The following is a 24,797-nucleotide window of genomic DNA, read 5'->3' on the forward strand; positions in this document are numbered from 1 at the left end:
ATGGCGGAATGGCATCGATTCCTCTCTTCCCACTGAACACGATATTGTTCCCCGACGGCCACTTGCCGTTGCAAGTGTTTGAAGTGCGCTATCTCGACCTCGTCAAGCGCTGCATTGCGCGGGGGGAGGAATTCGGCGTGGTGTCCCTGCTGGACGGCAGCGAAATACGCGTGCCGGACAAGCAGGAGACGCTGTCCGGCGCCGGTACCATGGCGCGCATCATCGACTGGACCGCGCCGCTGCCGGGGCTGCTGCAGATCTCCTGCATCGGCACCACGCGCTTCCAGGTGCGCTCGGCCGAGCAGCTCAAGCACGGCCTGTGGATGGCGGAAGTGGACCAGGTGGCCGAGGACATGGTGGTGCCGGTCCCGACCGAGCAGCAGGACGTGGCCAATGCGCTGGGCTCGCTGATCCGTTCACTGCAGAAGAAGCAGATCTCCACCGCCAACATGCCGCTGGCGCCGCCTTACCGGCTCGACGAGGCGGGCTGGGTCGCCAACCGCTGGTGCGAGCTGCTGCGGCTGGACCTGGAAGAGAAGCAGCGCCTGCTGCTGCAGGAAAATCCCGTGCTGCGGCTGGAGCTGATCCAGGACGTGCTGAGCGAGAACGGCCTGCTGGACTAGTGGCTCCATCGCCGCGTGCGCGGCTGGCTCTGTGAGCGCCGCGCGGCTGCTGCTACACTCGGCATAAGCTCAACGCACGGAACGCCGACATGTATTTGCCTACCGCCTTTGCCGAAGACCGCCTCGACGTCCGCCACGGCCTGATGCGCGCCCACCCGTTGGCGACGCTGATCATCGCCGGCGCCGACGGCGTCACCGCCGACCTGATTCCCTTCATGCTGTACGCGGACGAGGGCGCGAGCGGCCTCGGCCTGCTGCGCGCCCACGTGGCCCGCGCCAATCCGCTGTGGCGCAAGCTGGAGACGTCGCCGGCCTGCCTGGTCGTGTTCCAGGGACCGGAAGCCTACATCAGCCCGAGCTGGTACGAAACCAAGCGCACCACGCACAAGGTGGTGCCGACCTGGAACTACGCGATGGTGCAGGCGCGCGGCACGGCGCGCGTGGTCGACGACGCGGCCTGGCTGCGCCGCCAGCTGGACGACCTGACCGCGTCGCAGGAAGGCCGGCTGCCGCAGCCGTGGCGGCCGGCCGACGCGCCGGCCGACTTCCTGGCCGCGACCATGAAAGGCATCATCGGCATCGAGATCCCGATCGACAGCCTGGTGGGGAAATGGAAGGTGAGCCAGAACCGCGGTGCCGAGGACCAGCGCGGCGTGGTCGAGGGATTGCAGTCGCAATCGGCGCCGGCGATGGCCGAGCTAGTGGCGGGGCACATCGCCGGCGGCTAGCCGCCGTGCGCCTCGTGGGCGTCGTCCAGCGCATGCACGCGCACCGACCACATCACGCCCGCGACCAGCAGCAGCATCGCGGCGATCTCCAGCCCGCGCGGCAGCTGGTGCCGGTAGATAAAGCCGTACAGCAGCGCGAACAGCGTCTCGAACAGGATCAGCTGGCCGGACAAGGTCAGCGGCACCTTGCGGCTGGCCACGTTCCACAGGTGGTTGCCGATCACCGACGCGCCCAGTGCCAGTACGGCGTTGACGATCCAGAACACAGTCCAGTCGCGCCCGCTGGCCACGGCGCCGGCGCCGGTGACGTCGGCATGGAATACGGCCAGCGCGCCCAGCGCGATCGCCAGCGCGATCAGCCCGCTCGACACGCCGTACAGGGCCGACCACTCGCCGCTGCTGAAGTGGGGATTGCGCTTGAGGTAGCGCGCGTTGTCGACCGAGTACCAGGTCCAGCACGCCAGCGCGCCGGCCGCGCAGGCCACGCCGATCAGCTTTTGCGCCAGCGGCATGCCGTTGCCCGCGTCATGCGTGAAGACGTCGATATTGATGCAGACGATGCCGGCGGCCACCAGCAGCAAGGGCAGCGTCAACTGCCTGAGCGGCACCGAGCCGTGGTCCTTGTGCCCCATCAGCGTGACCGTGATCGGCAGCACGCCGATGATCAGCGAGGTGGCCGAGACGCCGGCCAGCTGCACGCCTAGCGCGAGCAGCATGTAGTAGACAATGTTGCCGGACAGCGCGTGCTTGATCATGGCGATCACGTCGTCGCGGTCCAGGCGGCGCAGCAGGGCGGGCAGGCGCGGCAGCATCAGGCCGGCGGCGATCAGGCCGTAGCAGATGTAGCGCCCGCAGGCCATTTCCAGCGGCGTGAACGCGGTCAGGAAGGCCGGCACGATGAACACCATGCCCCACATCGCTCCCGCCAGCAAACCGCATAAGACGCCGTGCCACATGCTTGAAATCCTCAGTAGAGAGTGCTGAGCCACCAGGCGGCGGCCAGGTTGGCGGCCACGCTGCACCAGTAGGCGATTTGAAACGAGGTCTTGACCGTCTTGTGGCGCAGCCAGCGCTGCGCCAGCAAGCCGCCGGGCCAGCCGCACGCCAGTCCGAGCAGCAGCAGGCTGCGCTCGGACATGCGCCGGCGCTGATGGATGGCGGCCGACTTGTCGACCGCGTAGGCGATAAAGCAGAGTACGCTGGCGACGCCGTAGAGCGACGCCAGCCACCACAGCAACAACGTCTGCCGCGCGATCAGAAGTAGCTCAGGCCGAGCGCGGCCTTGACTTCATCGGCGGTCTTGGCCGCCACTTCGCGCGCGCGCGTCGTGCCTTCCTTCAGCATCTGCATGATGTAGCCCTTGTCCTGCGCCAGCTCTTCGCGGCGGGCGCGGATCGGCGCCAGCATTTCCTGCAGCACCAGTTCCAGGCGCTTCTTGACGATGGAGTCGCCCAGGCCGCCGCGCACGTAGTGGGCTTTCATCTCTTCCAGCTTGTCCTTTTCAGGATCGAAGGCGTCCAGGTAGATGAAGGCGACATTGCCTTCCAGGTGGCCGGGATCTTCGACGCGCAGGTGCAGCGGATCGGTGTAGACCTTCTTGACGGCGGCGGTGATTTCGGCGGCGGTCGCACCCAGGTTGATGGTGTTGCCCAGCGACTTGCTCATCTTGGCCTTGCCGTCTGTGCCCGGCAGGCGGCCGATTTCCGGCACCAGCGCCTTGCACTCGACCAGTATGTCCTGGTTGACCAGGCGGTTGAAGCGGCGCACGATTTCGTTGGTCTGCTCGATCATCGGGATCTGGTCTTCGCCGACCGGCACGATGGCGGCCTTGAAGGCCGAGATGTCGGCCGCCTGCGAGGCGGGGTAGGTCAGGAAGCCGGCCGGGATGTCGCGCTCGAAGCCGCGCAGCGCGATCTCGGTCTTGACGGTCGGGTTGCGCTCCAGGCGGGCCACGGTGACCAGGTTCAGGTAGTAGAAGGTCAGCTCGGCCAGTTCCGGGATCTGCGACTGGATCAGGATGGTCGACTTGGCCGGATCGATGCCGACGGCCAGGTAGTCCAGCGCCACCTCGACCACGTTGCGGTGGACCTTGTTGGTGTCGTCCATATTGTCGGTCAGCGCCTGGGCGTCGGCCAGCATGATGAACTGCTTGAAATCATGCTGGTAAGCCACGCGGTTGCGCAGGCTGCCGACGAAGTGGCCGAGGTGCAGCGGGCCGGTCGGGCGGTCGCCGGTCAGGATGACGGAGCCTTTGGTGGGGGCGGTGGTTACGGCTTTGACTTCGACTTCGGACTGTTCGGGCAAGCTCATCAGGGGTTCCTTTACGTTGCCCCGGTCCGGCGCGACGATGTGAAAACGCCACCAGACGAGGGCGGCGTTGATAAAAATATCACATCACTATGGGTAGACAGTGGCCGCGTGCTAGGAGCGGCGCCAATTCAGGCAGGCGTGAGGTGTCGGGGCAAAATTCATGCGCGTATGGTTGCAGTTCGAGGCCGGTCTGTCAAGGTTTTGAGCGGGTTCAGGGAAAGCGACAACTAATTGGGAACAAAGTTCAGGCGCGGTCAGCGCGGGCGCACGCTGTCGCTCAGCACGTCCGGCCGGAAGTAGCGCAGGTAGCCTTCCATGACCTGGTTCGATTTGCCGGCCTTTTCCAGCATTTCGCGCAGCGCGGCCTGGTCTTCCGGCTTGAGCGCGTGCGAAATGTAGGCGCCACTGTAGTGCCATGGCAGCTCGGGGATAGCCTCCGTGCGCAGCTTGTCCTGCAGGTTGTTGACGCGCGGATCGCGGCGGATCGCGCCGGCCAGCAGCGTCGGCCCCATGATGGTGACGTCGGCCGAGCCGGCGTGCAGCAGCCGCGCCACGGCAATGATATCGACCTCGACAAACAAGCGCCCCTGCTTGCCCAGCTCATTGATCAGCGCCGTGTACGGCTCGCCATAGTCGAAGCCGCGCACCACCGCCACGCGCAGTTCTCGCCGCTCCAGCAGTTCCTGGGCGCTGGCGATCGGCGCCCGGCTGCCGGCCACGGAAATCAGCATGGCCCGGTGGCCGATCATCGGCACGAACGTGCCGAGCTGGTCGCGCGCCGGCGTGCGCGACGCCGGCACCAGGATATCGGCCTGGCCGGCCTTGAACATGGCCACCTGGCGCGCGCGCGGCACCACCGTGAAGACGAAGTTGCAGCCGGTCTTGGCGGTCAGGCTGCGCATCACGTCCGGGTAGATGCCCTTGACATGCTCGCCCTCGACGATGACGCTGGCGCCGTTGGCCGACACCGGCACCGCGATATCGCGCGAGCACTGGCCGGTGGCGCCGGCGCCGGCCGCCGCGCCCAGGGCGGCCAGCAGGACCAGAAGATGGCGGCGCTTCATGGCTTCACCGCCGTCAGGTGATGGCTGCTGAAATAGCGCCGCGCCACTAGGATGGCCGCCGCCTGCATCGCCGCGCAGACAAAGAAGGTGCTGCCGATGCGCCAGTCGTTGGCCGGCAGGTGGCTGACTTCGGCCAGGATGGCCGAGCCCAGCAGCGGCATGAAAATCACGCCGATGCTGCTGATCGATTGCAGCGACCCCATCAGCTCGCCCTGTTCGTTGGGCGGCGTGGACTTGGAGATGATGCCCTGCAGCGCGGGCCCGATGGTGAACGACAGCATATTGCAAAGGATCAGCACATACATCATCCAGCCATGCGTGGCCAGGCCGTACAGCAGGTAGGTGATGCAGCCCGAGACCAGCCCCAGCTGGGACAAACGCACCTCGCCGAAGCGCTTGATCAGCAGGCCCAGCAGGCCGGCCTGCACCACCGCCGCCGTCATGCCGACGCAGAACAGCGCGGCGCCGTTCTGTCCGGTCGTCCAGTTGAAGCGGAAGGTGGTGTACAGCACCCAGGTGGTCTGCAGCATCATCTGCGCGCAGGTGACCAGCGCGAAGGTGACGATCAGGCCGCGGATGTCGGTGCGGCGCCCCAGCTTGATCAGCGCGGTGAACGGGTTGATCTTGGCGATGCTGAACGGCTTGCGGCCGGCCGCCGGCAGCGATTCCGGCACCCAGAAATAGCCGTAGATGAAATTGGCGGCCGACAGCGCGCCGGCCACATAGAACGGCAGGTGCAGGTCGACCCCGCCCAGCAGCCCGCCCAGCATCGGCCCGCAGATGAAGCCCAGGCCGAAGGCCGCGCCGACCTTGCCGAAGCTCTTGGCGCGGTTGTCCGGCGTCGAGATGTCGGACGCATAGGCCGACGCCACCGACATGCTGGCCGACGACATGCCGCCGATCACGCGGCCGATGAACAGGCAGGCCAGGTTGGGCGCCCAGGCCGTGGTCAGGAAGTTGATGCACATGCCGGCCATCGAATACAGCAGCACCGGGCGGCGGCCGATGCGGTCGCTGACGGCGCCCAGCATGGGCATGAAGACGAACTGCATCAGGCCGAACACGGCGCTCATGATGCCGTACCAGTAGGCCTGGTTTTCGCGCGAGCCGGTGAATTCGCCGACCAGCGCCGGCAGCACCGGCACGATTAGGCCGATGCCCAGCATATCGATGAAGACGCAGATCAGGACAAAGTTCAGGTTGCCGGGTGCGACAGGTGTGGCGGGTGCGGCCGGGACAGCGGAATCAGGTGTACTCATGAGAACTCAAATAAGGGTGGATCACGGCGCGGCCGGGCTGGCGGCCCATTCGGCGATGAAATGGTCGCGGAAGGCGGTCAATTCATTGAGCCGGGTCTGGGCCAGGCGGCGGCCGGCGGCGGTCTGCATCTTGCCGGGCAGGGTGGCCAGCTTGGTATCGATATGGTCGAGCGCATAGGCTTTTTCGTCGAGGTCGCGGTGCAGCGCCATCGGGTCGTCTTCGTGCGCCAGCGCGGTGCCCATGCGGCCGGCGGTGTAGAACAGCCGCGCCAGCCCGACCGCGCCCAGCGCGTCGAGGCGGTCGGCGTCCTGCACGATCTTGGCTTCGATGGTTTCGGGGCGGATGCCGGCGGAAAAACTGTGGCTCTCGACGGCGTGGGCGACGGCGGCCAGCTTGTTCTGCGGGAAATCGAGCTCGGCCAGCTGGCGGCTGGCCAGCAAGGCCGCCTTGCGCGACGCCAGGTGGCGCTCGGGATCGTTCTTGGGCAGGTTGACCAGGTCGTGCAGGTAGCAACCGGCCAGCACGACCAGGGCGTCGGCCTCCGGATAGTCATCCAGCAGCAGGGTGGCGTTACGCCACACGCGGTGCAAATGGTTGGTGTCGTGCGCGCCATCGTGCCCTTGGGCGGCGCTGGCCAAGGCGACCAGACGCGGGTGCCAGCTGCTGAGCAAGCTATTCATCGTTCTCCCGTGATGTTTCTGACGATCTGTTTTAGATAATACAGCCTGTCGCAATGCTTGTGCAGGGGAACTTGGGTCCTACTTGCGCTACGGTAGTGCTGCCTATTGTGCAATGACAATGGCTTTAAAAACAAGCTGATAATTGCAATAAGTCTATTTGTTGCCATAACGCATTTATTTGGTGCGATATGTCTTGACTTGAGGTAACATTGCGGCCAGTCACTTTAGCAATGAAGGAAAATCCCATGTCTAGCAATGTTAGCGAACTGCACGCAACGAACCCCACCGGCGAGTATTTGGCCTTCACTCTGGGCCAGGAAGAGTACGGCATTGACATTCAAAAAGTCAGCGAAATCCGCAGCTACGAAACCCCGACCCGGATCGCCAACGCGCCGGAATTCGTCAAGGGCGTGGTCAACCTGCGCGGCATCATCGTGCCGATCGTCGACATGCGCATCAAATTCAACCTGGGCACGCCGTCGTACGACCAGTTCACCGTCGTCATCATCCTGAACATCGGCCACCGCGTGGTCGGCATGGTGGTGGACCGCGTCTCGGACGTGACCACGCTGCTGCCTGAACAAATCAAGCCGGCACCGGAAATCGGCTCGGCCCTGAACACCGACCACATCGTCGGCCTGGGCACGCTCGACGAGCGCATGCTGATCCTGGTCGATATCGACAAGCTGATGTCCAGCGCGGACATGGGCCTGATCGAAAACACCGCACTGGCGGCGTAATCACTGCCCGCTCAAGCCGGGCATGACCCGATGCTGCTCCCGTAGTTTTATTTTTGATCTTAGAGGCACAAGAATGAATATGTTGGCGAATATCAGTATCGGCAAGCGCCTGGCTTTGGGCTTCACCATCATCCTGGCGTTCGCCATGCTGATCACCGGGATCAGCGTCTGGCGCCTGCAGGGCGTGGCCACGGCCACGCGCGACATGATGCAGGTGCCGCTGGCCAAGGAGCGCATGATCTCCGACTGGTATGGCAAGGTCGATAGCGGCATCCGCCGCACCACCGCCATCGCCCGCAGCAGTGATCCGGCGCTGGGCGCCTTCTTCGCCGAGGAATCCAAGGCTTCCTCCGCCATCTCTTCCCAGTTGCAGAAAAAGGTCGAGGAACTGATCGCGCCCGACGACACCGTGGAAAAGGCGCTGTTCACGCGCATCGGCGAGCAGCGCAAGGTTTACCTGTCGTCGCGCGACCAGGTCGCCAAGCTGAAGGCCGCCGGCGAACTGGAACAGGCCGACAAGATCTTTGAAACCGTCTTCCGTCCGGGCACCGCCAGCTACCAGGCGCTGATGATGGACCTGCTCAACCTACAGCGTTCGCGCATCGACGCCACCGCCGCCAATATCGACGCCATCGCCGCCAGCAGCCGCAATCTGCTGTACCTGCTGGCCGCGCTGGTGCTGGCCTTCGGCGTGGTGTGCGCGTGGATGCTGACCACCGGGATCACCGGCCCGCTGCGTCAAGCCGTCAGCGCGGCGCGCCGCGTCGCCAGCGGCGACCTGACCGGCCATATCGACGACAGCGCCAAGGACGAAACCGGCCAGCTGCTGTCGGCGCTGAAGGACATGAACGCCAGCCTGCTGGGCATCGTGACCGAGGTGCGCAGCGGCACCGACCATATCACCACCTCGTCGAGCGAAATCGCGGCGGGCAACCAGGACCTGTCGCGCCGCACCGAGCAGCAAGCCGGCGCGCTGGAGGAAACCGCATCGTCGATGGAAGAGCTGACCTCGACCGTCAAGCACAACGCCGACAACGCGCGCCAGGCCAACCAGCTGGCGTCGTCGGCCGCGCAGGTGGCGGTCAAGGGCGGGGAAGTGGTGGCGCAGGTGGTCGGCACCATGGATTCGATCAATCAATCGTCGCGCAAGATCGTCGACATTATCTCGGTCATCGACGGCATCGCCTTCCAGACCAACATCCTGGCGCTGAACGCCGCCGTTGAGGCGGCGCGCGCCGGTGAGCAGGGCCGCGGCTTCGCGGTCGTGGCGTCGGAAGTGCGCAACCTGGCGCAGCGTTCGGCGTCGGCGGCGAAAGAGATCAAGCAGCTGATCGGCGATTCGGTGGAGAAGGTCAACCAGGGCAGCAAGCTGGTGGCCGACGCCGGCGTCACGATGGACGAAATCGTCAGCAGCGTGCACCGCGTCAGCGACATGATCACCGAGATCACCGCCGCCAGCACCGAGCAAAGCGCCGGCATCAACGAGGTGTATCAGGCTATCGGTTCGATGGATGCGGTGACGCAGCAGAACGCCGCGCTGGTCGAGGAGGCGGCGGCCGCTGCGGAATCGATGCAGCAGCAGGCGGCGGCGCTGGCGCAGGTCGTCAGCGTGTTCAAGGTGAACGATAGCGTGAAGGCGTTCTCGCGCAGCGCTCCGGCGCGCGCCGTGGCCCCATCCCGCCCGGCACTGAAACTCGCGCGTCGCGCTTAATCCGCTATCGAGTTGTCGATCGCCTGCTGCGACAGGCGGTCCGCGTCGCCGTTGCGGTGACGCGGCACCCAGCGCAGGCTGACCTGGCCCAGCGTCGACATCAATGCCACCACCTGGGCGCGACGCGCTTCCAGTCCTTTGGCGCCGCGTCCGGCAGCAATCGCCTGCGCGCTCAGGTTCACATCGTTGATCACCACCTGGCTGTCGCCGTACGCCACCAGGCCGGTCGCGCCCATTTGTCCAGCCGCCTCCAGCAGCGCCGCCAGCGCCAGGTATTCCGCCTCGCCGCTGTTGCCGTGGCCCGCGCGGCGGCTGATCTCGATCCGTTCTCCGGCCGGCCCGCACAGCAGCGCGCCTATGCCTATCAGGCCAGGATTCGGATGGGCCGAACCATCGAACCAGCCGCGCCATGCGCCGGCGTCGGACTGCATGCCGGTCCTGGCTTTGCGCAGGGCCAGCTGCTGCAACTTCTCTTCGCTTTTTGCCAGGCGCCGCGCGTCGTCGCGCAAGCGCAGTTGCTCGCGCTCGGCCAGCAGCGACGCCAGGCCTTGCGCACCCGCCGCCAGCGTCAGCACCTGGCGCAGCGCTTCCGCTTCCGCCATCCGCATGCGCGACGCCAAACGGCGAGCGGCCACGCGCTCGCCTTTGTAGGCGGCCGTGGCCAATACGTCAAACGTTGTTTCGCTCATCGGCGCGCCGTTCAATCGCGGCGCGGATTGTCCGGGCGGCGGTCGACGCGGTTCGGTACGCCGTCGCCGTCGCGGTCACGGTCGTAGCGGTTAGGCACGCCGTCGTGGTCCTGGTCGCCGCGTCCTCGGTGGTCGCCCCGATAGTCGCCACGGTTGTCGTGACGGTCGTAGCGGTTGGGCACACCGTCATGATCCCGGTCGCCGTTCGGGCCGCGCTCCCAGCGCGCTTCCTCGCGCTGCCAGTGGCCGTCATGCTGCACCCAGCGCGGCTGGTTATAGATGTAGCCGGGACGCGAGACGATCCAGTTACCGCCTATCCATTGATGGCGGTTGCCGCGCCATTCCCAATAGCCGGGCGACCAGATGTAGCCGGCGCGAGGGCCGGGGACGCGCTCATAGCGCGGTGGCGGCGGCGCGACGGTGATGTAGTCGACGCGGGTCGGGCCGTTGTCCACCATTACCCAGCCGCCCTGGTCGAGGCGCCAGCCGTCGTTGTCGCGGATCCATTCAGCGCGGCGATACTGGCCGCCGGCGCGCTCAGCTTCCCAGCGTCCCGATGCCCAGACGTGGCGATGGCCGTCCCAGTTCCAATAGCCCGGTGCCCAGACGTAGCCGCGGCGCGGCGCCGGCATGCTTTCGAAGCGCGGTGGCGGCGGGGCGTTGCCGATCACGACGCTGACGCCGACTTGTGCGGTCGCGATGGCTGGGGCAAAAGCTGCTGCGCTCAGCGCGAGCATGGCGGCGGCGTAAATAGTGTGCGAGCGTTTGATCATGATGGTGTCCTCCGTGTTTGTCCGCGTCTTGTTGCAACGCTTGGACGAACTATATCAAGCGCTAAAACGGCTTGCGTTGAATGATGCAACTTTTTACATATGACACAAAGCTGTGTGGCGAATTGTACGCTGGCGTACAGACCGGTAGGCGGAGGGGAGGAAGGCGGGGTAGGGCGGAGGTGTGATTGTGGAACGGGGCTTCGCCTGTTACGCGGCAGGGCTGCTGTGCGTACAGGCGAAGGGAATACGGGCGCTCAAATTTTGCTCGCGGCGGTGTTGGCGGCCATCGCGCTGCGTTCGTCGATCAGCGATTGTTTTTTCTGTTCGGCGCTCAGGCGTTTGGCGCTGACGACCACGACTTGCATGTTTGGCGCTGCGGCTGCCGCTGCGACCGGCGTTGACGTTGAAGCTTCTACGGCGGTGTTATCTAGCGCGTAGTTGGCGGCGCAGGCCAGGCCCAGGGTCAGGACAAACAGGGCTTCGAAGTTTTTCAGGACGTTCATTTTGCTTCCTTTCGGTGGTTAAAAGTGTGTTTCGATGTGCTCACTTTATGCAAAGCCCCGTCAAGCCGCCACCGGATTGCGACGAGCCGCGTTTTTGGGCGCCCGAAATGCATATCGGCGCGATAAGACGGCGATAACGCGCTGTTTTTCCTTGCCCCTCTGCTAAGTACCGGCAGACACCGACCACCAGCGCGAGGGGCATATGCCGCGATTTTTCAGCAATATTCTGCAAGCTTGGGCCGACCGCCGCCGCGCCCGCCGCCGCCAGGCCAACCTGCGCGCCGGCGCTCGCGGCCGGCCGGCGATGACGCTGGTGCCCCCTGGCCGTGACGCCGCGGGCGGCCGTTCCGGCCCCGCCTCCCGCCGCACCGTCTGGATCGCCGTCGCCGGCCTCGCCGTGGCGCTGGGCGGCGGCGCGCTGATCGCGGGCCATGCCCGCCACCTGGCCGCCGCCACCGCCAGCACGCCGCAGGCCGCCGCCAACGTCCGCGCCGCCAACGCCTACCAGTCCGTCCTGCCGGGCATCGCCTTCACCGTGCCGGTGCAGCCAGGCGTCAGCGCCAGCCTGCATGTCGGCGGCGCTTTATTGATCGCTTCAGGCATGCAAGCCTCGCCGCCGGTGCGGGTCGACCTGTGCAGCCAGATGCGCAGCCCCTCCGATACCCGCTTGCTGCCGCTGCGTCTCGGCTACCGCTTCGACGACGTCAAGCGCTGGGTCGCGCGCAACCATGAGTCCAACGTCCAGATCGCGCTACGCAACGTCCTGCTGGTGGCCGACCGCAGCGCCGGCGCGGGTGCCGAAGCGATGCCGGAAGTGCAGATCGAAGGCACGGCCCGCGCCGATTTTTACGATCCTGTCAGCGAGCCGCTGCAACTGAGCTGGCATAGCAAGCAGGCCGACGTGCGCTGGCTGAGCGACGCCAGCTTCGGCCAGATCGAGCAGGGCGCCAGCGGCCAGGTCGCGCTGCGCCAGCAGGGCTGGCTGCTGTGGGGCGCCACTTCGGCGCTGCGCATCGAACGCCGCGCCAACGTCATGTGCCCGCAAGGCGGCGAGCTGCTGGTGCAGATGTATCGGCAAGCCGCGCCGGCGGCGGGCGGGGTGGCGGACGACCCTGCGGCCGGCCCGGCCGCCGCGCTGGTCACCGCATTCCCCGCGCGCGGCCGCGCGGTGGGCGCCTATCTGGCACCGGGCCAATACCAGGTGCCGGCCGCCGCGCCGGGCGCGCTGGAAGACCAGTCCTTGTTCCATGAACTGCAGGCCCAGAGCCTGGTGCGCCTGAACGCCGCCGGCGCGATCGAACTGGCGCCGCGCGACCTGCCGCAATGGCAGGCCGCCGCCGCGTCGGCACGTGTGGCGGAGTTGGACAGCTGGAAGCAGGTCAAGCCCGGCGCGGCCACGCAAAAACTGTTCAAGCGCTTGTACTACCAGGCCGACGGCGCCTACGTCCGCCAGCAGATCGACATCTATAACAGCGAGCGCCGCCTGCTGGCCTGGCGCGTCAAGGCGTCCGCCGGGCTGCAGCTGGACTGGAGCGCCACCACGGGCGGTGGCGCCTCGTCCGCCGCCGGAACCGCGCCGGTGATGGTCGCCACCACCAGCCAGATGCCGGTCGCCGCGTCGCGCCTGTTCGCGTCGCTGCCGCAGGGCTGGCAGCCTTGGACGCGCGTGGCGCGTTGGCCGCAGGCGGGCGAAGACAAGAGCGGCCGCCCGGTCGTGCACCTGACGCTGGCCTTGCCGCGCGCGGCGGCCGGCGGCGAAGTGATTCAAATGATGGTGGCCGGCCGTGTCGGCAGCGGCGTCACCGGCGCGACCGCGCAGTTCGCGCCGGCCTGCACCGGCCGCGCCTGCGCCGGCGGTGCCGACGTCCAGCAACTCACGCTGACGCTGGAGGCTGGTGCCGGCAGCGTGCAGCTCGACGTGCAGCCGCTGGACTTCAGCGCGCCGGAAGACCAGAAATACCGCCACCTGCGCGTGGCCGACGGGCGCCTGACCTGGCAGCCGCTGGCGCTCATGGACGCCGCAGCCAGCCTGCCGCGCGCCACCACGCCGGCGCCGGTGCAACTGGCGGACCGCAACGGCACCATCCTGTGGTCCGACGGCGCGCCCAGCGAAGCGGCCATCGATGCCGGACTGGCGCCGCTGCTGGGCGTTAGTCCCGAACACGCCAACAGCATCGCCGGCATGCTGGGGCGCTTGCCCGCATCCGGCGAAGCGGTCAACGCCAGGCTGACGCTGGACCTGCCGCTGCAGGCGTTGGGCCAGCGCGTGCTGGAGTGCGTCGGCATGCGGCATGGCCGCTGGGATGGTGGCAAATGCAGCGGCGGCCAGGCGGCGCCGGAAGGCCGTCACGCCGGTCTGGTGATCCTCGACGCCGAGACCGGCGACATCCTGGCGGCGGCCGGTGCCGGCGCGGGAGGCGTCGGCAGCGCCAACTGGGCCGAGGTGCGCGACTTCGACCGCACCAGCCCCGCGCGCAGCCCGCTGCGGCTGCCGGCCTTGCAGCATGACGGCGGCGCCCATCAAAGCCCCGGCTCGACGTTCAAGGTGGTCAGCGCGTTGGGCCTGGAGCTGGCGGCGCAGACCGATCCGCAGATCGATGCGCTGTTGGGCGGCATGCCGCTGCCCGCCATCAACCGCCTGGCGCAGCAGCGCGGCTTCGGCTTCCAGACCGACGCCGCCAGCTACCCGATGAATCCGCGCCTGGCCCACATCACCAACTACCGCGAGCAAAGCCTGGACCGGCGCGCGCAGGAAGGCCGTCTCGGACTGGCGCAGGCGCTGACCTACAGCCTGAATACCTGGTTCGCCTGGTCCAGCGAGTTGAGCGACCATAGCCTGTTCGGCCGCCCCGACGGCGGCGCGCCGGACCTGCAGGCGCTGGATGCCGATGCGCTGGATTCCGTGCGGCCGATCGCCGCCGCCGCGCACCGTCTCGGCTTCGAGCGGTCGCTGCGCCTGGATGGCGGCCTGTTGCCGGCCGATTTCAACTGGCGCACCTGGGACGCGCTGCAAGCCACGCCGGCCCATATGGACCCCATCCACACCCGCCATGAACTGCGCCAGATGGCCATCGGCCTGCGCATGCAGGTGACGCCGCTGCAAATGGCGTTGGCCTCGGCGGCGGTCGGGCAGGGCGGGGTCGTCACGCCGCGCATGCTGCTTGCGCTGGGCCACAACGACAGCGCCGTGCCGGCCATGAAGCCGATCGGCATCCGCCTGGACCGTATCAAGGCCGGCATGAAGGGCGTGGTCGATGTCGGCACCGGCGCCGGCGCGTTCGGCGGTGCGGCGCTGGCCAGCGTGCGTCCCGGCTTGTACGGCAAGACCGGCACCGCGCCCAGCGGCGAGGACACGGCCACCGTCTGGTTCACCGGCTGGCTGGAGGCGGGCAGCCTGCCCGGCCAGACGCACCGGCTGGCGATGGCGGCCTTCGTCAGCCACTCGGCGGGTACCGGCGGCGAGCACGCGGCGCCGGTCGTGGCGGCGGTGCTGTCCACGCTGGCGGCGCAACAGGGGGAGCAGAAGCGGGAACAGAAGGGGAAATAGGCTTGTAAACGGGATAATGAAATGGCCGGTTTTATGGCATGATTTTGTAGCATTCGCCATAGTGCGTTTTTTATCTTTTTTCATCACTTACAGGACTTTATGCGCTTGCCAGGAACCCGGTATCAGGAGCACGGCTGGGAACAAGTGCGCAAGCTGCTGGGACTCTGCTCGCTGCAGGCTTTCCGGCAGGTTGAGATGCACCAGGTGCTCGACCCCGCGCAGCACGCGGCGCTGCTCGACAGCTATACCGATGCGGTAGCCGCGGCCCTGCGCGCGAACATGCGGTCGGCGCGCGCCGAAGCGGAGGGCAACAGCTACGGCGAGAGCGTGTATGAGCTTGCACTGGGCCTGTTGTTCGAGCTTCAGGCCCAGCCGGCGTTCTGGCAAGCCTTCGCGGTGGCCGTCGCCAGCGAGCATGCGCGCAACGGCGCCTTCTGGCTGGAGGTCGCGGCCGAAGGCGTGATGCGCAAGAAGGTCAACGATATGTACGCCAGCCTGCGCGACAAGGTCGATGCCGACAACTACATCGTCGCCACGGGGCGCGACTGCTCGCCCAACAAAATCTACACTTATCGCATGCTGGACACGGCCTATCGCGAGGTCGCCGGCCTGTTCGCCGCATGGGAGCAGCACGCCGCGCAGGTCGGCGCGATCCTGGACCGCCCGCTGGCCGGCAGCCCGATCGAGGTGCGGCAGATGAAGTCCGTCGCCGGCTGCAAGGCCGAGTGGATCATTCGCTGGAGCGAGACGCTGGAGCAGTTCGGCGGCTCGCCGGGGCCGCTGCATACCAAGTCCAAGCGCTTCGCCAGCCTGAAAAATAATCCGGACAAGATTGCGGCGATGCTGGCCGAAATCGGCGATTATGAGGAGTTGTCCGCCAATATGGACCGTGCCGACGACTGGCAGGGCGAGGCCGGCGAGGCGGCGCTGTGGCTGGAAGATTACTGGCGCGTGGTTGGCGACTCCGAGGCATTGGAAGCGCAGGGCGGCGCGCAGGACGACGACCGCATCCTGGCCGCTGCGGCGCCTGACGAGTTCGACGACGGCGACGAGATTGCCGCCGGCGCGCCGGACGATGCGGGCGATCCAGCATTCGATGCCGGGGAACTGGCGGCGGAGCAGCAGCGCGCGGACGCGCTTTCCCTGCCCCTCCGCTATATGGAATTGGCCCGTTCAGCGCAGGAAACCGGCAGCTGGACCTTGCGCATGCTGCGGGACGAATCGCTGCCGATCCGGCTGGCGGTGTACCACAAGCTGCTGGGTGCGTCCGACGATACCTACCCGGACGCCTGGCTGGATCCGGCCACCGGCGAGCTGCCGACCTTGCAGCAGTTGGCGGCGCTGGACGAGATTTCGATGCCGACGCTGCGCAAGCGCCGCAATGAAGCAATCGCCAAGCTGTACGCGGCCAACGCCGCAGCGGCGCAATGAAGGAGAACGAATTGAAATCAGCACAAGATGAGCAAGACGCCAATGCGCCAAATTCCCTGACTGCGCTGGATGCGCGCCTGCGCGAGCGCGCGCTGCTGGGCCGTGCCGTGCCCGGCGACCATCTGGTGCTGGCCGACGCCACGCTGCGATCGGCGCTGGACGGCACGCGGGCGCTGACGCCGAATGAGCGTCAGGCCTTGTCGGCGTCGCCGCTGACACTGCGCCGTTTCCGCCAGTTGTCGCTGGAGCGCCAAGCGGCGGGGCAGTCCCGCGCGCATACGGCGGCCAATGACCCCGTATGGTCCGGTAGCACCGGCATGCTGCGCGCGGCGGCCACGGCGACCGCGCTGGAGTCGCTGGTCACCGACGACAATTGCTGGACCTTGCACTTCCTGCCGCAGGACGGCGGCTGGCAGGTCATCCTGAGCCTGTCGGCGGATGCGCCGTTTGCCGCGCGCCTGTTGAACGAACAGCCGCTGCTGCGCGTGATCGACGGCGGCGGGGCGATCGTCCTGCAAGGCCGCCTCGATGCGGACGGCGAATGCGAGCGCACCTGGCCTTTCGCCACTGCGCCGGCGCCGCACTTCCAGCTGTATGGCGCTGGATTTGCCGTCGAGCCGGTGGCGCCCTAGATCATGGGCTTGTTCACCCGGCGCCGCAAACAGGCCACCGATACCGGTGGCCTGGGAATCAGCCTGATCGCGCTTCGGCTCGATGAGGGGGATGCCGCGCCGGCTCACAGTACGGTTGTCGTCTTCAACGCGGTCGGGCTTGCGCGCCGCGCCGCTGCGGGGAGGGTGTCGTGCGAGCAGGGCGAATCGGTGTTTTGTTTTCATCCGGGGCCGTACACGGTTGACCTGGTGCCGTTCGCCGCCGCGCCTGAGTGGGGGCTGCGGCTGCGCTTCGTGATCGATGCCGCCAATCCGCGCGTGACGCAACAGCGGTTTGATTTGTATTTGTACAGCGAGACGGCGGGGCGGCTGGAGCTGGCGGGGTTTGGCGTGTCGGTCGAAGCCGCGCTGCAAGCCGAGCTGGCGCAGGGTGCGCTGGACCTGCCGCCGTGCACCTCGCTGGAAGAGTGGCACGCCTTCCGCGCCGGCTTGAATCAATTGATGTACACGCGCTACGGCGTGACGGTCGACGATTGCGTGCCGGTCGATCTGGGCGAGCAAATCGACTATGCCGACGTACTGAAAACCCGCGCCCAACGCGCCGCCGAAGCCGAGCGCCTGGCCGCCGCCACAGCCACTCGCGCGCATGAGCCGCCGGCCATCAGCGCCGCCACGACCGTGCCGGCCACCGCGATCCACACGCTTTCCGCTCCACCGCCCGAAGCCGGGGAGCCGACGCGGTCGCAGCGGAGCCCCGAGTCGCGCGGCGCGGCATCGGACACCGCCGCCTCGCGCGCCGCTGCCTCGCACGCCGCCCCGGCGGGCATCGCCGCATCGCACGCCACGGCATCGCACGCCGGCCCATCGCTGCCTCCGTCCATCATCGCGCCGCAGCCATACGCCATGCAATCGCCTGCGCAGCAAGACGCACGGGCCCTGCGCCGCCTGTTCCTCGAACTGCCGGCCCTGAGCAGCGCGCTGCGGCTGCTGGTCCTGCCTGCCGGCCTGCCGATCTTCCAGCAGCACCAGGCGCTATTGCTGCGCCTCGGCATGGCCATCCTGAACGTCAACACCATGCCCGCGCTGGCATGGGCCGCTCCCGGCCAGCCGCTGGCGCCTGATGCTCAGGCCCGCCGCACCGCGCAAACCCTGATCGCGCAGTCCGCGCTCGACGAAGCCTGGTCCCTGCTGGCCCGCCTTCAACTGGCCAGCCCGCAGCAATGGCCCCAGCTGCTGGACGAAGCGGACCGCATCTGCGCCAACCTCGAAACCGGCCTGTCCTTGCGCCGCAGCCCACACATCCCCCGCACGGAACCATCGCTATGACCACGCTCTCGATCACCGCCGTGCCGACCAACGCCGAATGCCGCTGCATGCTGGCCGATGGCCGCATCCTGACCATCACCGCCAGCCGCCGTCCACGCGCCAACCGCGCCGACGTCAAATGCACCGTGCCCGGCGCGCCCGCGGTCGCGGAGCGCATGCAGGAAGTAGTGCGCCTCGCGCGCCACACCGAAGCCCGTCTCGACAGCCGCGACCAGGTCGTCCTCAGCATGGACATCACTCCGGCCATCGAAGACCGCGAATGGGAACTGGCCGCCGTCCTGGCCGACCGCATGGTACGCGGCCTGCACACCGTCCCGGCCAAGCCGCTTTACGCGCAAGGCCGCTCGGACGCCTGGCACCTCGGCAGTGTCGACGGCGAAGTCAACACCGATCCGCCAACCTCGGTGGCGCTGCTGATCACCCACCTCGGCGCGCTGAGCGGCCATGCCGACCCGTCGGCCTCCGTCTCCACCGTGCGCACCTGGTTCCCGCTGCACAGCGGCGGTGTCAACGACGCGCTGGGCTGGGTGGAAGTCAGCGTGTTCCCGATCGACAGCGAAATGCCGGCGGTCGACGAATCGGCCAACGCCACGCACACCGCCGCCGCGACGACCGAGGAAGACACCATCGCCGCGCCCGGCCTGGACCTGACCGTCCAGCAGGAAGTGCGGCAAACACTGGCCGGCGCTCGCCATTTCGACGGCAAGGGACTGGGCCGCTGGCGCAGCGTGGTGCGCTTCGGCCAGCCGCGCTTCCAGGGCGGCTCTTACCAACTGGCGCTGGTCATGGCCGACCGCCTCGCGCGCGGCAGGGAGTTCGTGCCGCGCGGACGCATCATCGCCACCGGCTGTTCGACCGCCTGGCACGCTGGCCGCGTCGATACCGTAGATGGCCGCGAACCCAAGTTGAAATTGATATTAAGGCAAGTTGGCGCCGGCGACAGGGTGTTGCTGCCCAAGGACTGGCAGGACGAGCTGCCCCCCGGCTTCGCGGCTGAAGTGCGCCAGAAAGGCGCCAGCATGGCCTGCATCGACCGGATCGGCATGATTTGAACCGGCGTTGAATCGTGCGCAAGAATGAATCGGGCTCGCCCTGCTAAAATCGGCTGATCGCAGGGCGGCTCGCAAGATGAATCGAAGAAGGAGTCTGGCATGTTCCAAATGTTTGGTTTTGGCGGCGTTAAATGCCCGCGGTGCGAGCACAAAAACGATGACCAGTCGGGTTACTGCAAGCACTGCGGTTTGACCCTGGGCGCACCGCGCAATGAGCCGGTGCTGCGCGATAACCGCTGGATACCCGGCGACGACGAGCTGGCCGTGTATTTCGGCGTCAGCGCCTTGTCCGGCATCTTCACCAAGACGCTGCGCGTGCCGGCGACCTCGCGCGCCTACATCCTGCAGGCCGACAAAGCCACCGAGGTGCCGCAAGGGGAATACGAGATCGAAGGCTTCTTCACCCGCTTGAACCACTTGCTGCGCAACCAGAATGCCGAGATCCTGATCACCCGCAGCGCGCCGCTGCCGGTCGAGTTCTCGTTCGGCGACCTGCACACGGCCGAGCACCTGAAAATATCGGCCCGCTTCACCGTTTCCATCCGCATTGAGAACGTGCCTGCGTTCGCGCAGCACTTCATGACGGTGCCGGGCGTGGTCAGCACCTTGCACCTGCATGATTTGCTGGAACCGTCGGTGCGCCAGCTCGCCGCCGAATTCGTCGGCAGCCGTTCGATGCGCGAGATGGCGCACAACGCCGACCTGCGTTTGCAGCTGGACGAGCGCCTGCAGGCCGCGCTGAAACTGCGCCTGTCCGCATACGGCCTGGCGGTGGAGCGGGTGGAAACCGCCGCGCTGCGGCACGATAAATTCGATCACAACCGCGAGCGCATCGGCACGCTGTGGCTGGTCGCCGATGAACGCCATGTGCAGCTGGAGCACGTCAAGCAGCTGGACCAGATCTACGACGAGGAAGAATGGCAGGCTATCTGGCGCGAAGAGCAGAAGATGCGCGCCGACTTCCGCCGCGCCGAGCTGCGCCAGGACGCCAGCGTCCAGAAGGCCGAGCTGACGCTGAAGGAATCCGAGCGCGTGCAGGCCTTGCGCGCGCGCGAGGTGGAGCTGTATAGCCGTATCATGGACTCCAAGACCCGCAAGGTTGCGGTGGATAAGGGCGCCGGCACCGTGCTGGCCGAGTTGGAACACGAGCTGGCCAGGAACAAGGCCCACCGCCAGGGCGAGCAGGCCGATTGGGACCACGTGCGCCAGCTGGCCCAGATCAAGATGCGCACCGACCTGGAGGTGTTGCAGCAGACCGCCGCCGAGCAGCGCCAGTTGGCGCAGCAGCGTTTGTCGCATCAGCTGAAACAGCAATCGATTGAAAGCCAGATCGCGCAAGCCCTGCTGATCGAGGACGAATCGCACCGCCGCAACGAGCTGGCCGCCTTGCGCCAGCAGGAGAAAGACGAGAAGGCGCGGGAGCTGCAGATCGAGGCGCAAGCGCACGCGACCCGCATCCAGGGCATGTCGCTGGCCGGCGCCGCGCAGCGCCGCGAGGCCGAGCGCGTGCAGGAATGGGAAGACCAGTTGCAATTGGCGCGCCAGCGTGAACTGCTGCGCGGCGATGCCGTCAAGGATGCGTCCAACGCCGTGCAGGTGGCCGAGATCAACCAGAAGGTCGAGGATCTCAAGCGCACCGGCGCGCAGGCCGATTCCATCGCGCAGTACGAAAAGCTGCTGCGGACCATCGAGGCCGATGGCATCCACGCGCGCCAGAACCAGGCCAACGCCAAGCAGGCCATGCTGGACCAACTGGCCGTCGACGAGCAGCGCCAGATACTCAAGCAGCAGGAGCAGGAAGCCGCGTGGCAGCGTGAATTGAAGAAGTTCGAGCACGAGCGGGCGGCGGCCTTCTCCAGCCAGCAATCGCAGCAGGACCACGAGATCAAGCGCATGGAGACGATAGGCCGTCTGAGCGACATGGCCATCGCCGCCGTCGCCGCGCCGTCGAACGTGGAAGCGGTGACGCAGATCATGAAGCTGCAAATCCAGGGCGGCATGACGGCCGATCAGATCCAGGCGCTGGCGCACGTCATCGCGGCGGAGCACGGTGTGACGCCGGCCGAAGCGGCGCGCCTGGCGCATGAGCGCGTGCTGGAAGAGCGCGGGCACCGCGATACGGAGCTGGACAAGGACCGCCGTCACCAGCTTGATCTGCTGAACATCCAGAACAGCGCCAGCGCCAGCGCGCTGACCACGCAGAGCCAGTTGGGTGTCGGCGTGGCGCAGGCCGGCGCGCCGGTGCATCACCACCACACGGCCGCGCCGGCGGCGGTGCGGCGTTGTCCGAACGGCCATCCGGCGCGGGCCGGCCACCCCGAGGACAAGTTCTGCGCCGAATGCGGCGCGCCTTTAGCTTAACGACTTTCAGCCGGAACGGTTACACTTCGCTTAATGATGCAAACAGCAAGAGACAAGATCCGTGAACTGCGGGCCTTACATGATGACGGTCTGTTGAGCCTTCAAGAGTTCGACCGTCGCAAGAACGCCATCCTGGACGCGGAGTACGCGCCGCCGGGAGGCAGCGCCACGCCGGTCGCGCCGCCGGTGCGGCAGGGTACGGAGCTGGGCCTGATGTCGGGCCAGGAGATCGGCCCGCAGAATCGCCGCTATCGGCTGGATCGCCTGATCGGCATGGGCGGCATGGGCCAGGTTTGGCAGGCCACCGACCTGGCCACGCACGCGGAGCTGGGCCACAGCGACCTGGTGGCGCTGAAGATCCTGCCGCCGCAGCTGACCCAAAGCGCGACCCACGCCAAGCTGCTGATCGAGGAGGCCACGCAAGCGCGCAAGCTGGCGCATGAAAACATCGTCCGCGTCTACGAGTGGGCGCAGGATCCGGCAACGTCCAGCTATTTCATCATCATGGAATACCTGGAGGGCCAGGACCTGGACGCCTACCTCGCCGCGCAAGGCCCGCTGCCGCTGGAGGCCGTGTACCGGCTGCTGTCGCCGGTCGGCGACGCGCTGCAATACGCGTGGGACAAGCACAAGCTGGTACACCGCGACATCAAGCCGGGCAACGTCTTCCTGACCGCGCGCGGCGAAATCAAGCTGCTCGATTTCGGCATCGCCTCGCGCGCGCGCAGCGCCGGCAGCAGCCTCGGTTTGCAGACGCCGAACGCCGGCACCGCCGGCTACCGCGCGCCGGAGGCGGGAACGCATCAACGGCAGCCCGCGCCCAAGCTGGACGTGTACGCGGTCGCCGTCATGATCTATCAGCTGCTGGAAGGCCGCATGCCGTTCGACGATATGCGGCCCGCCGATTTCCATCCATCGCCGCCGCAAGGCTTGAACGAGCGCCAGTGGAAGGTGCTGAGCAACGGCTTCGCCTATGCGCAGGAGCGCCGTCCCGAGTCGGTGAACCAGCTGCTGGCGGAACTGCGCCGCGCCGCCGGGCCGAACGAAGAAGAGCTGGCCGTGCAAGCCGCACAGGCTGAGCGGGAAAAGCAGGCGCGCGAGCAGCAGCGCCAGAAGGAGCAGGCCGCGCAGGCGGAACAGGCGCGCATGGCGGAGATGAAGCGCCAGGCGCAGGCTGTCGAACTGGCCGCGCGCCGCCAGGCCGAGGCGCAGGCCGCGGCGGCGGAAAAAGTCCGGCTCGACCAGCAGCGCCGCGCGCTCGAAGCCAAGCAGCGCGCCGACGCGGAAGCGGCGGCGCTGGTGCGCAAGCAGGCCTTGCGCGAGCAGCTGCAGGCCCGGCGCGACGCCGATGCGCAGAAGGCCCGCGAAGAACGCGAGGAGCAGCAGCGAAAAGCGGCGCAATTGAAGGCGGAGGCCGCGTACCGCATGGAGCAGGAGCGCCACCGTAAGCAGCAGGCCGAGCGCAATGCGGCCGAACTGGCGGCGCTGATGCCGAGCGCCGGCAGTCCGGTGGCGGACCCCAGCGGCATCCTGCGCGACCGCTTTGTGGACGGTACTGGAACCGGTCCCGATCTGGTGCTGATCCCGACCGGCCGCTTCCAGATGGGTTCTCCCGAACATGAGCAGGCGCTGGCGATCAAGGCCGGCGCGCAGAAAAACTGGCTGGAGCGCGAGAACCCGCAGCACTGGGTCGGCATCGAGCATTCGTTTGCGATGGGCCGCTTCCCGGTGACGGTCGGCCAGTGGCGGCAGTTCGTGCGCGCTACCGGCTGGGAGTCGCAGTCCGACACGGATTGGCGCGCGCCCGGCTTCGCGCAGGACGACGAGCATCCGGTGATCGGCGTCAGCTGGATGGACGTGCAGCTTTACCTGCGTTGGCTGTCCGAAAAGACCGGCCAGGTCTACCGGCTGCCGAGCGAAGCGGAATGGGAGTACGCCTGCCGCGCCGGCACCAAGAGCGCCTTCAGCTTCGGCGACACCATCACCACCGAGCAGGCCAACTACGACGGCCACTACACCTACAACGGCAGCCCGCGCGGCGCCTACCTTCAGGGCACCAACAAGGTCAGCGCCTTCCAGCCCAATCCATGGGGGCTGTTCGACATGCACGGCAACGTGTGGGAGTGGACGCAGGACGTGGTGCACGATAACTACGCCGGCGCGCCGGCCGACGGCAGCGCGTGGGAAGAGGGCGGCGATCCGGTGCGGCGCATCCTGCGCGGCGGCTCGTGGCTGTACAATCCGCGTTATCTGCGCTCGTCGGTGCGCAACGGTTTTTCCGCCGTGCTGGCCAACGACATCGTCGGCTTCCGGGTCGCGCGCAAGCTCGTATAGAGTATACTGCTGGCCTTCTTTTTTACTCTCTGGATCCAAACGATGAGCGCTCTGCCACCATGCCCGAAATGCCATTCCGAATTCACGTATGAAGACGGAGCCCAGCTGGTATGTCCTGAATGCGCGCATGAATGGACGCCGGGCGCGGGCGACGCTGCCGAAGAAGGCGCGCGCGTCTACAAGGACTCGGTCGGCAATATCCTGCAGGACGGCGACACCGTCACCGTCATCAAGGACCTGAAGCTGAAGGGCGGCGGCGGTACCGTCAAAGTAGGCACCAAGGTCAAGAACATCCGCCTGGTCGACAGCGACCACGATATCGACTGCAAGATCGACGGCTTCGGCGCCATGAGCTTGAAGACGGAATTCGTCAAGAAGGTGGTTTGATCGTCACTGTGGAGTAGTGCGACCGCACTTTCCAGCCGAGCGTTGAATAGAGCGATCGTCCCGCTTCGGTCGCCACCAGCACACGCTGCGCGGCCTTCGATTGCTGGGTCCCGCCCAGCGCCGCCATCACGGCCGCGCCCAGGCCCTGATGCTGGTGGGCGGGCTCGGTGGCGATGCGGTCAAAGACAAACACGCCGCCGTATTCCACCGCATGGCCGCTGGCGACCAGCGAGCCGTCTTCCGTGAAGATGCGCGCAATGGTCGTCTGGGATTCGATCAGAACCTGCAGCCGGTAGCCCGCCGGCAAAGACGGCACCGGGCTGCGCCAGCCATCGATGGTCATCAAATAAGCGCCTGGCTGCAGTTGCCATCGGTGCGGAACGAGCGACAGCAATTGCTGACCCGGGCCGCACATCTTGATGAAAATGTGCGGCGCATCGATCGACTCGGCCAAATCCCGGATACCTTGCGCCGGACCGGCAAAAACGTAGCGGCGGCGTTCGTCCGGCAGGCCCGTATCGACGCGCAGGCCGCCGTGCTCGGGCACCGGTGGCGGCAAGCCACGCGCAATGGAACGCGCCGACAACCATCCTGTCAGAAGATCGGCGTCAACGTAGTGAGAAGTGCTGGGTTTTTCCATCATCCTGTCCTGATATTTCATTTTAAA

Annotated in this window: 22 protein-coding genes; 12 read left to right on the forward strand and 10 right to left on the reverse strand. The window is 67.0% G+C overall.

Annotated features, from left to right (window positions below; translation table 11 throughout):
• Window positions 1–8 precede the first annotated feature (8 nt).
• A complete protein-coding gene (locus ACEN9F_RS31735; RefSeq protein WP_413426815.1) occupies window positions 9–623 on the forward strand; it encodes an LON peptidase substrate-binding domain-containing protein in 615 nt (204 codons plus the stop codon).
• Between the two features lie 89 nt (window positions 624–712).
• The gene (locus ACEN9F_RS31740) at window positions 713–1,351 is read left to right on the forward strand and encodes an FMN-binding negative transcriptional regulator (RefSeq protein WP_413426817.1); all 639 of its coding nucleotides are present in this window, start codon (window positions 713–715) and stop codon (window positions 1,349–1,351) included.
• Here the strand turns inward: ACEN9F_RS31740 and ACEN9F_RS31745 are convergent.
• The 6 genes from ACEN9F_RS31745 to ACEN9F_RS31770 form a co-directional block, all read right to left on the reverse strand.
• Entirely contained in the window at window positions 1,348–2,307 is a 960-nt protein-coding gene (locus tag ACEN9F_RS31745; protein WP_413426819.1) for a DMT family transporter, read from the reverse strand. The genes ACEN9F_RS31740 and ACEN9F_RS31745 overlap by 4 nt on opposite strands.
• Before the next feature lie 11 nt (window positions 2,308–2,318).
• Window positions 2,319–2,588 (reverse strand): DUF1294 domain-containing protein, encoded by a 270-nt coding sequence (locus ACEN9F_RS31750; RefSeq protein ID WP_413426821.1) that lies wholly within the window; start codon window positions 2,586–2,588, stop codon window positions 2,319–2,321.
• A gap of 17 nt (window positions 2,589–2,605) precedes the next feature.
• Window positions 2,606–3,661 (reverse strand): tryptophan--tRNA ligase, encoded by a 1,056-nt coding sequence (trpS, locus tag ACEN9F_RS31755; RefSeq protein ID WP_413426823.1) that lies wholly within the window; start codon window positions 3,659–3,661, stop codon window positions 2,606–2,608.
• Window positions 3,662–3,915: 254 nt separating this feature from the next.
• Complete coding sequence (locus ACEN9F_RS31760) at window positions 3,916–4,725, reverse strand: substrate-binding periplasmic protein (protein ID WP_413426825.1); 810 nt, start codon at window positions 4,723–4,725, stop codon at window positions 3,916–3,918.
• Window positions 4,722–5,984, reverse strand: a complete 1,263-nt coding sequence (locus ACEN9F_RS31765; RefSeq protein WP_413426827.1) for an MFS transporter — start codon at window positions 5,982–5,984, stop codon at window positions 4,722–4,724. Before ACEN9F_RS31765 ends, ACEN9F_RS31760 begins: the two co-directional genes overlap by 4 nt.
• A gap of 21 nt (window positions 5,985–6,005) precedes the next feature.
• A complete protein-coding gene (locus ACEN9F_RS31770; protein WP_413426829.1) occupies window positions 6,006–6,665 on the reverse strand; it encodes an HD domain-containing protein in 660 nt (219 codons plus the stop codon).
• A 245-nt stretch (window positions 6,666–6,910) separates the two neighbouring features.
• Between ACEN9F_RS31770 and ACEN9F_RS31775 the strand changes: the two genes are divergently transcribed.
• Together ACEN9F_RS31775 and ACEN9F_RS31780 are read left to right on the forward strand one after the other, a co-directional pair.
• A complete protein-coding gene (locus ACEN9F_RS31775; RefSeq protein ID WP_413426831.1) occupies window positions 6,911–7,405 on the forward strand; it encodes a chemotaxis protein CheW in 495 nt (164 codons plus the stop codon).
• Between the two features lie 73 nt (window positions 7,406–7,478).
• Window positions 7,479–9,116 (forward strand): methyl-accepting chemotaxis protein, encoded by a 1,638-nt coding sequence (locus tag ACEN9F_RS31780; protein ID WP_413426833.1) that lies wholly within the window; start codon window positions 7,479–7,481, stop codon window positions 9,114–9,116.
• On the opposite strand, the gene ACEN9F_RS31785 is transcribed toward ACEN9F_RS31780, so the two are convergent.
• The 3 genes from ACEN9F_RS31785 to ACEN9F_RS31795 form a co-directional block, all read right to left on the reverse strand.
• Complete coding sequence (locus ACEN9F_RS31785; protein ID WP_413426835.1) at window positions 9,113–9,805, reverse strand: reverse transcriptase-like protein; 693 nt, start codon at window positions 9,803–9,805, stop codon at window positions 9,113–9,115. The genes ACEN9F_RS31780 and ACEN9F_RS31785 overlap by 4 nt on opposite strands.
• A gap of 11 nt (window positions 9,806–9,816) precedes the next feature.
• Entirely contained in the window at window positions 9,817–10,578 is a 762-nt protein-coding gene (locus ACEN9F_RS31790) for a hypothetical protein (RefSeq protein WP_413426837.1), read from the reverse strand.
• 254 nt (window positions 10,579–10,832) lie between these two features.
• The gene (locus ACEN9F_RS31795; RefSeq protein WP_413426839.1) at window positions 10,833–11,081 is read right to left on the reverse strand and encodes a hypothetical protein; all 249 of its coding nucleotides are present in this window, start codon (window positions 11,079–11,081) and stop codon (window positions 10,833–10,835) included.
• A gap of 202 nt (window positions 11,082–11,283) precedes the next feature.
• On the opposite strand from ACEN9F_RS31795, the gene ACEN9F_RS31800 reads away from it, so the two are divergent.
• The 8 genes from ACEN9F_RS31800 to ACEN9F_RS31835 all read left to right on the forward strand — a co-directional run bounded on the left by ACEN9F_RS31800 (window position 11,284) and on the right by ACEN9F_RS31835 (window position 24,130).
• Window positions 11,284–14,628, forward strand: coding sequence for a penicillin-binding transpeptidase domain-containing protein (locus ACEN9F_RS31800; RefSeq protein WP_413426841.1), 3,345 nt, complete (start codon window positions 11,284–11,286; stop codon window positions 14,626–14,628).
• 99 nt (window positions 14,629–14,727) lie between these two features.
• Window positions 14,728–16,059 carry a hypothetical protein gene (locus ACEN9F_RS31805; protein ID WP_413426843.1) on the forward strand — a complete coding sequence of 444 codons (1,332 nt, stop codon included), beginning with the start codon at window positions 14,728–14,730 and terminating at the stop codon, window positions 16,057–16,059.
• Between the two features lie 11 nt (window positions 16,060–16,070).
• Window positions 16,071–16,691, forward strand: coding sequence for a hypothetical protein (locus tag ACEN9F_RS31810; RefSeq protein ID WP_413426844.1), 621 nt, complete (start codon window positions 16,071–16,073; stop codon window positions 16,689–16,691).
• Between the two features lie 3 nt (window positions 16,692–16,694).
• Window positions 16,695–17,996 carry a hypothetical protein gene (locus ACEN9F_RS31815; RefSeq protein ID WP_413426846.1) on the forward strand — a complete coding sequence of 434 codons (1,302 nt, stop codon included), beginning with the start codon at window positions 16,695–16,697 and terminating at the stop codon, window positions 17,994–17,996.
• Window positions 17,993–19,048, forward strand: a complete 1,056-nt coding sequence (locus ACEN9F_RS31820; protein ID WP_413426848.1) for a hypothetical protein — start codon at window positions 17,993–17,995, stop codon at window positions 19,046–19,048. The genes ACEN9F_RS31815 and ACEN9F_RS31820 overlap by 4 nt, the downstream gene beginning before the upstream one ends.
• 189 nt (window positions 19,049–19,237) lie before the next feature.
• Window positions 19,238–21,409, forward strand: coding sequence for a hypothetical protein (locus tag ACEN9F_RS31825; RefSeq protein ID WP_413426850.1), 2,172 nt, complete (start codon window positions 19,238–19,240; stop codon window positions 21,407–21,409).
• A gap of 33 nt (window positions 21,410–21,442) precedes the next feature.
• The gene (locus tag ACEN9F_RS31830) at window positions 21,443–23,743 is read left to right on the forward strand and encodes an SUMF1/EgtB/PvdO family nonheme iron enzyme (RefSeq protein WP_413426852.1); all 2,301 of its coding nucleotides are present in this window, start codon (window positions 21,443–21,445) and stop codon (window positions 23,741–23,743) included.
• A gap of 42 nt (window positions 23,744–23,785) precedes the next feature.
• On the forward strand, window positions 23,786–24,130 hold the full coding sequence (locus ACEN9F_RS31835) for a zinc ribbon domain-containing protein YjdM (RefSeq protein WP_413426854.1): 345 nt from the start codon (window positions 23,786–23,788) through the stop codon (window positions 24,128–24,130).
• Here the strand turns inward: ACEN9F_RS31835 and ACEN9F_RS31840 are convergent.
• Window positions 24,114–24,791 (reverse strand): GNAT family N-acetyltransferase, encoded by a 678-nt coding sequence (locus ACEN9F_RS31840; protein ID WP_413426856.1) that lies wholly within the window; start codon window positions 24,789–24,791, stop codon window positions 24,114–24,116. The genes ACEN9F_RS31835 and ACEN9F_RS31840 overlap by 17 nt on opposite strands.
• Window positions 24,792–24,797 lie beyond the last annotated feature (6 nt).

The sequence above is a fragment of the Duganella sp. CT11-25 genome, from assembly GCF_047302815.1.
Classification (GTDB): Bacteria; Pseudomonadota; Gammaproteobacteria; order Burkholderiales; family Burkholderiaceae_D; genus Rugamonas.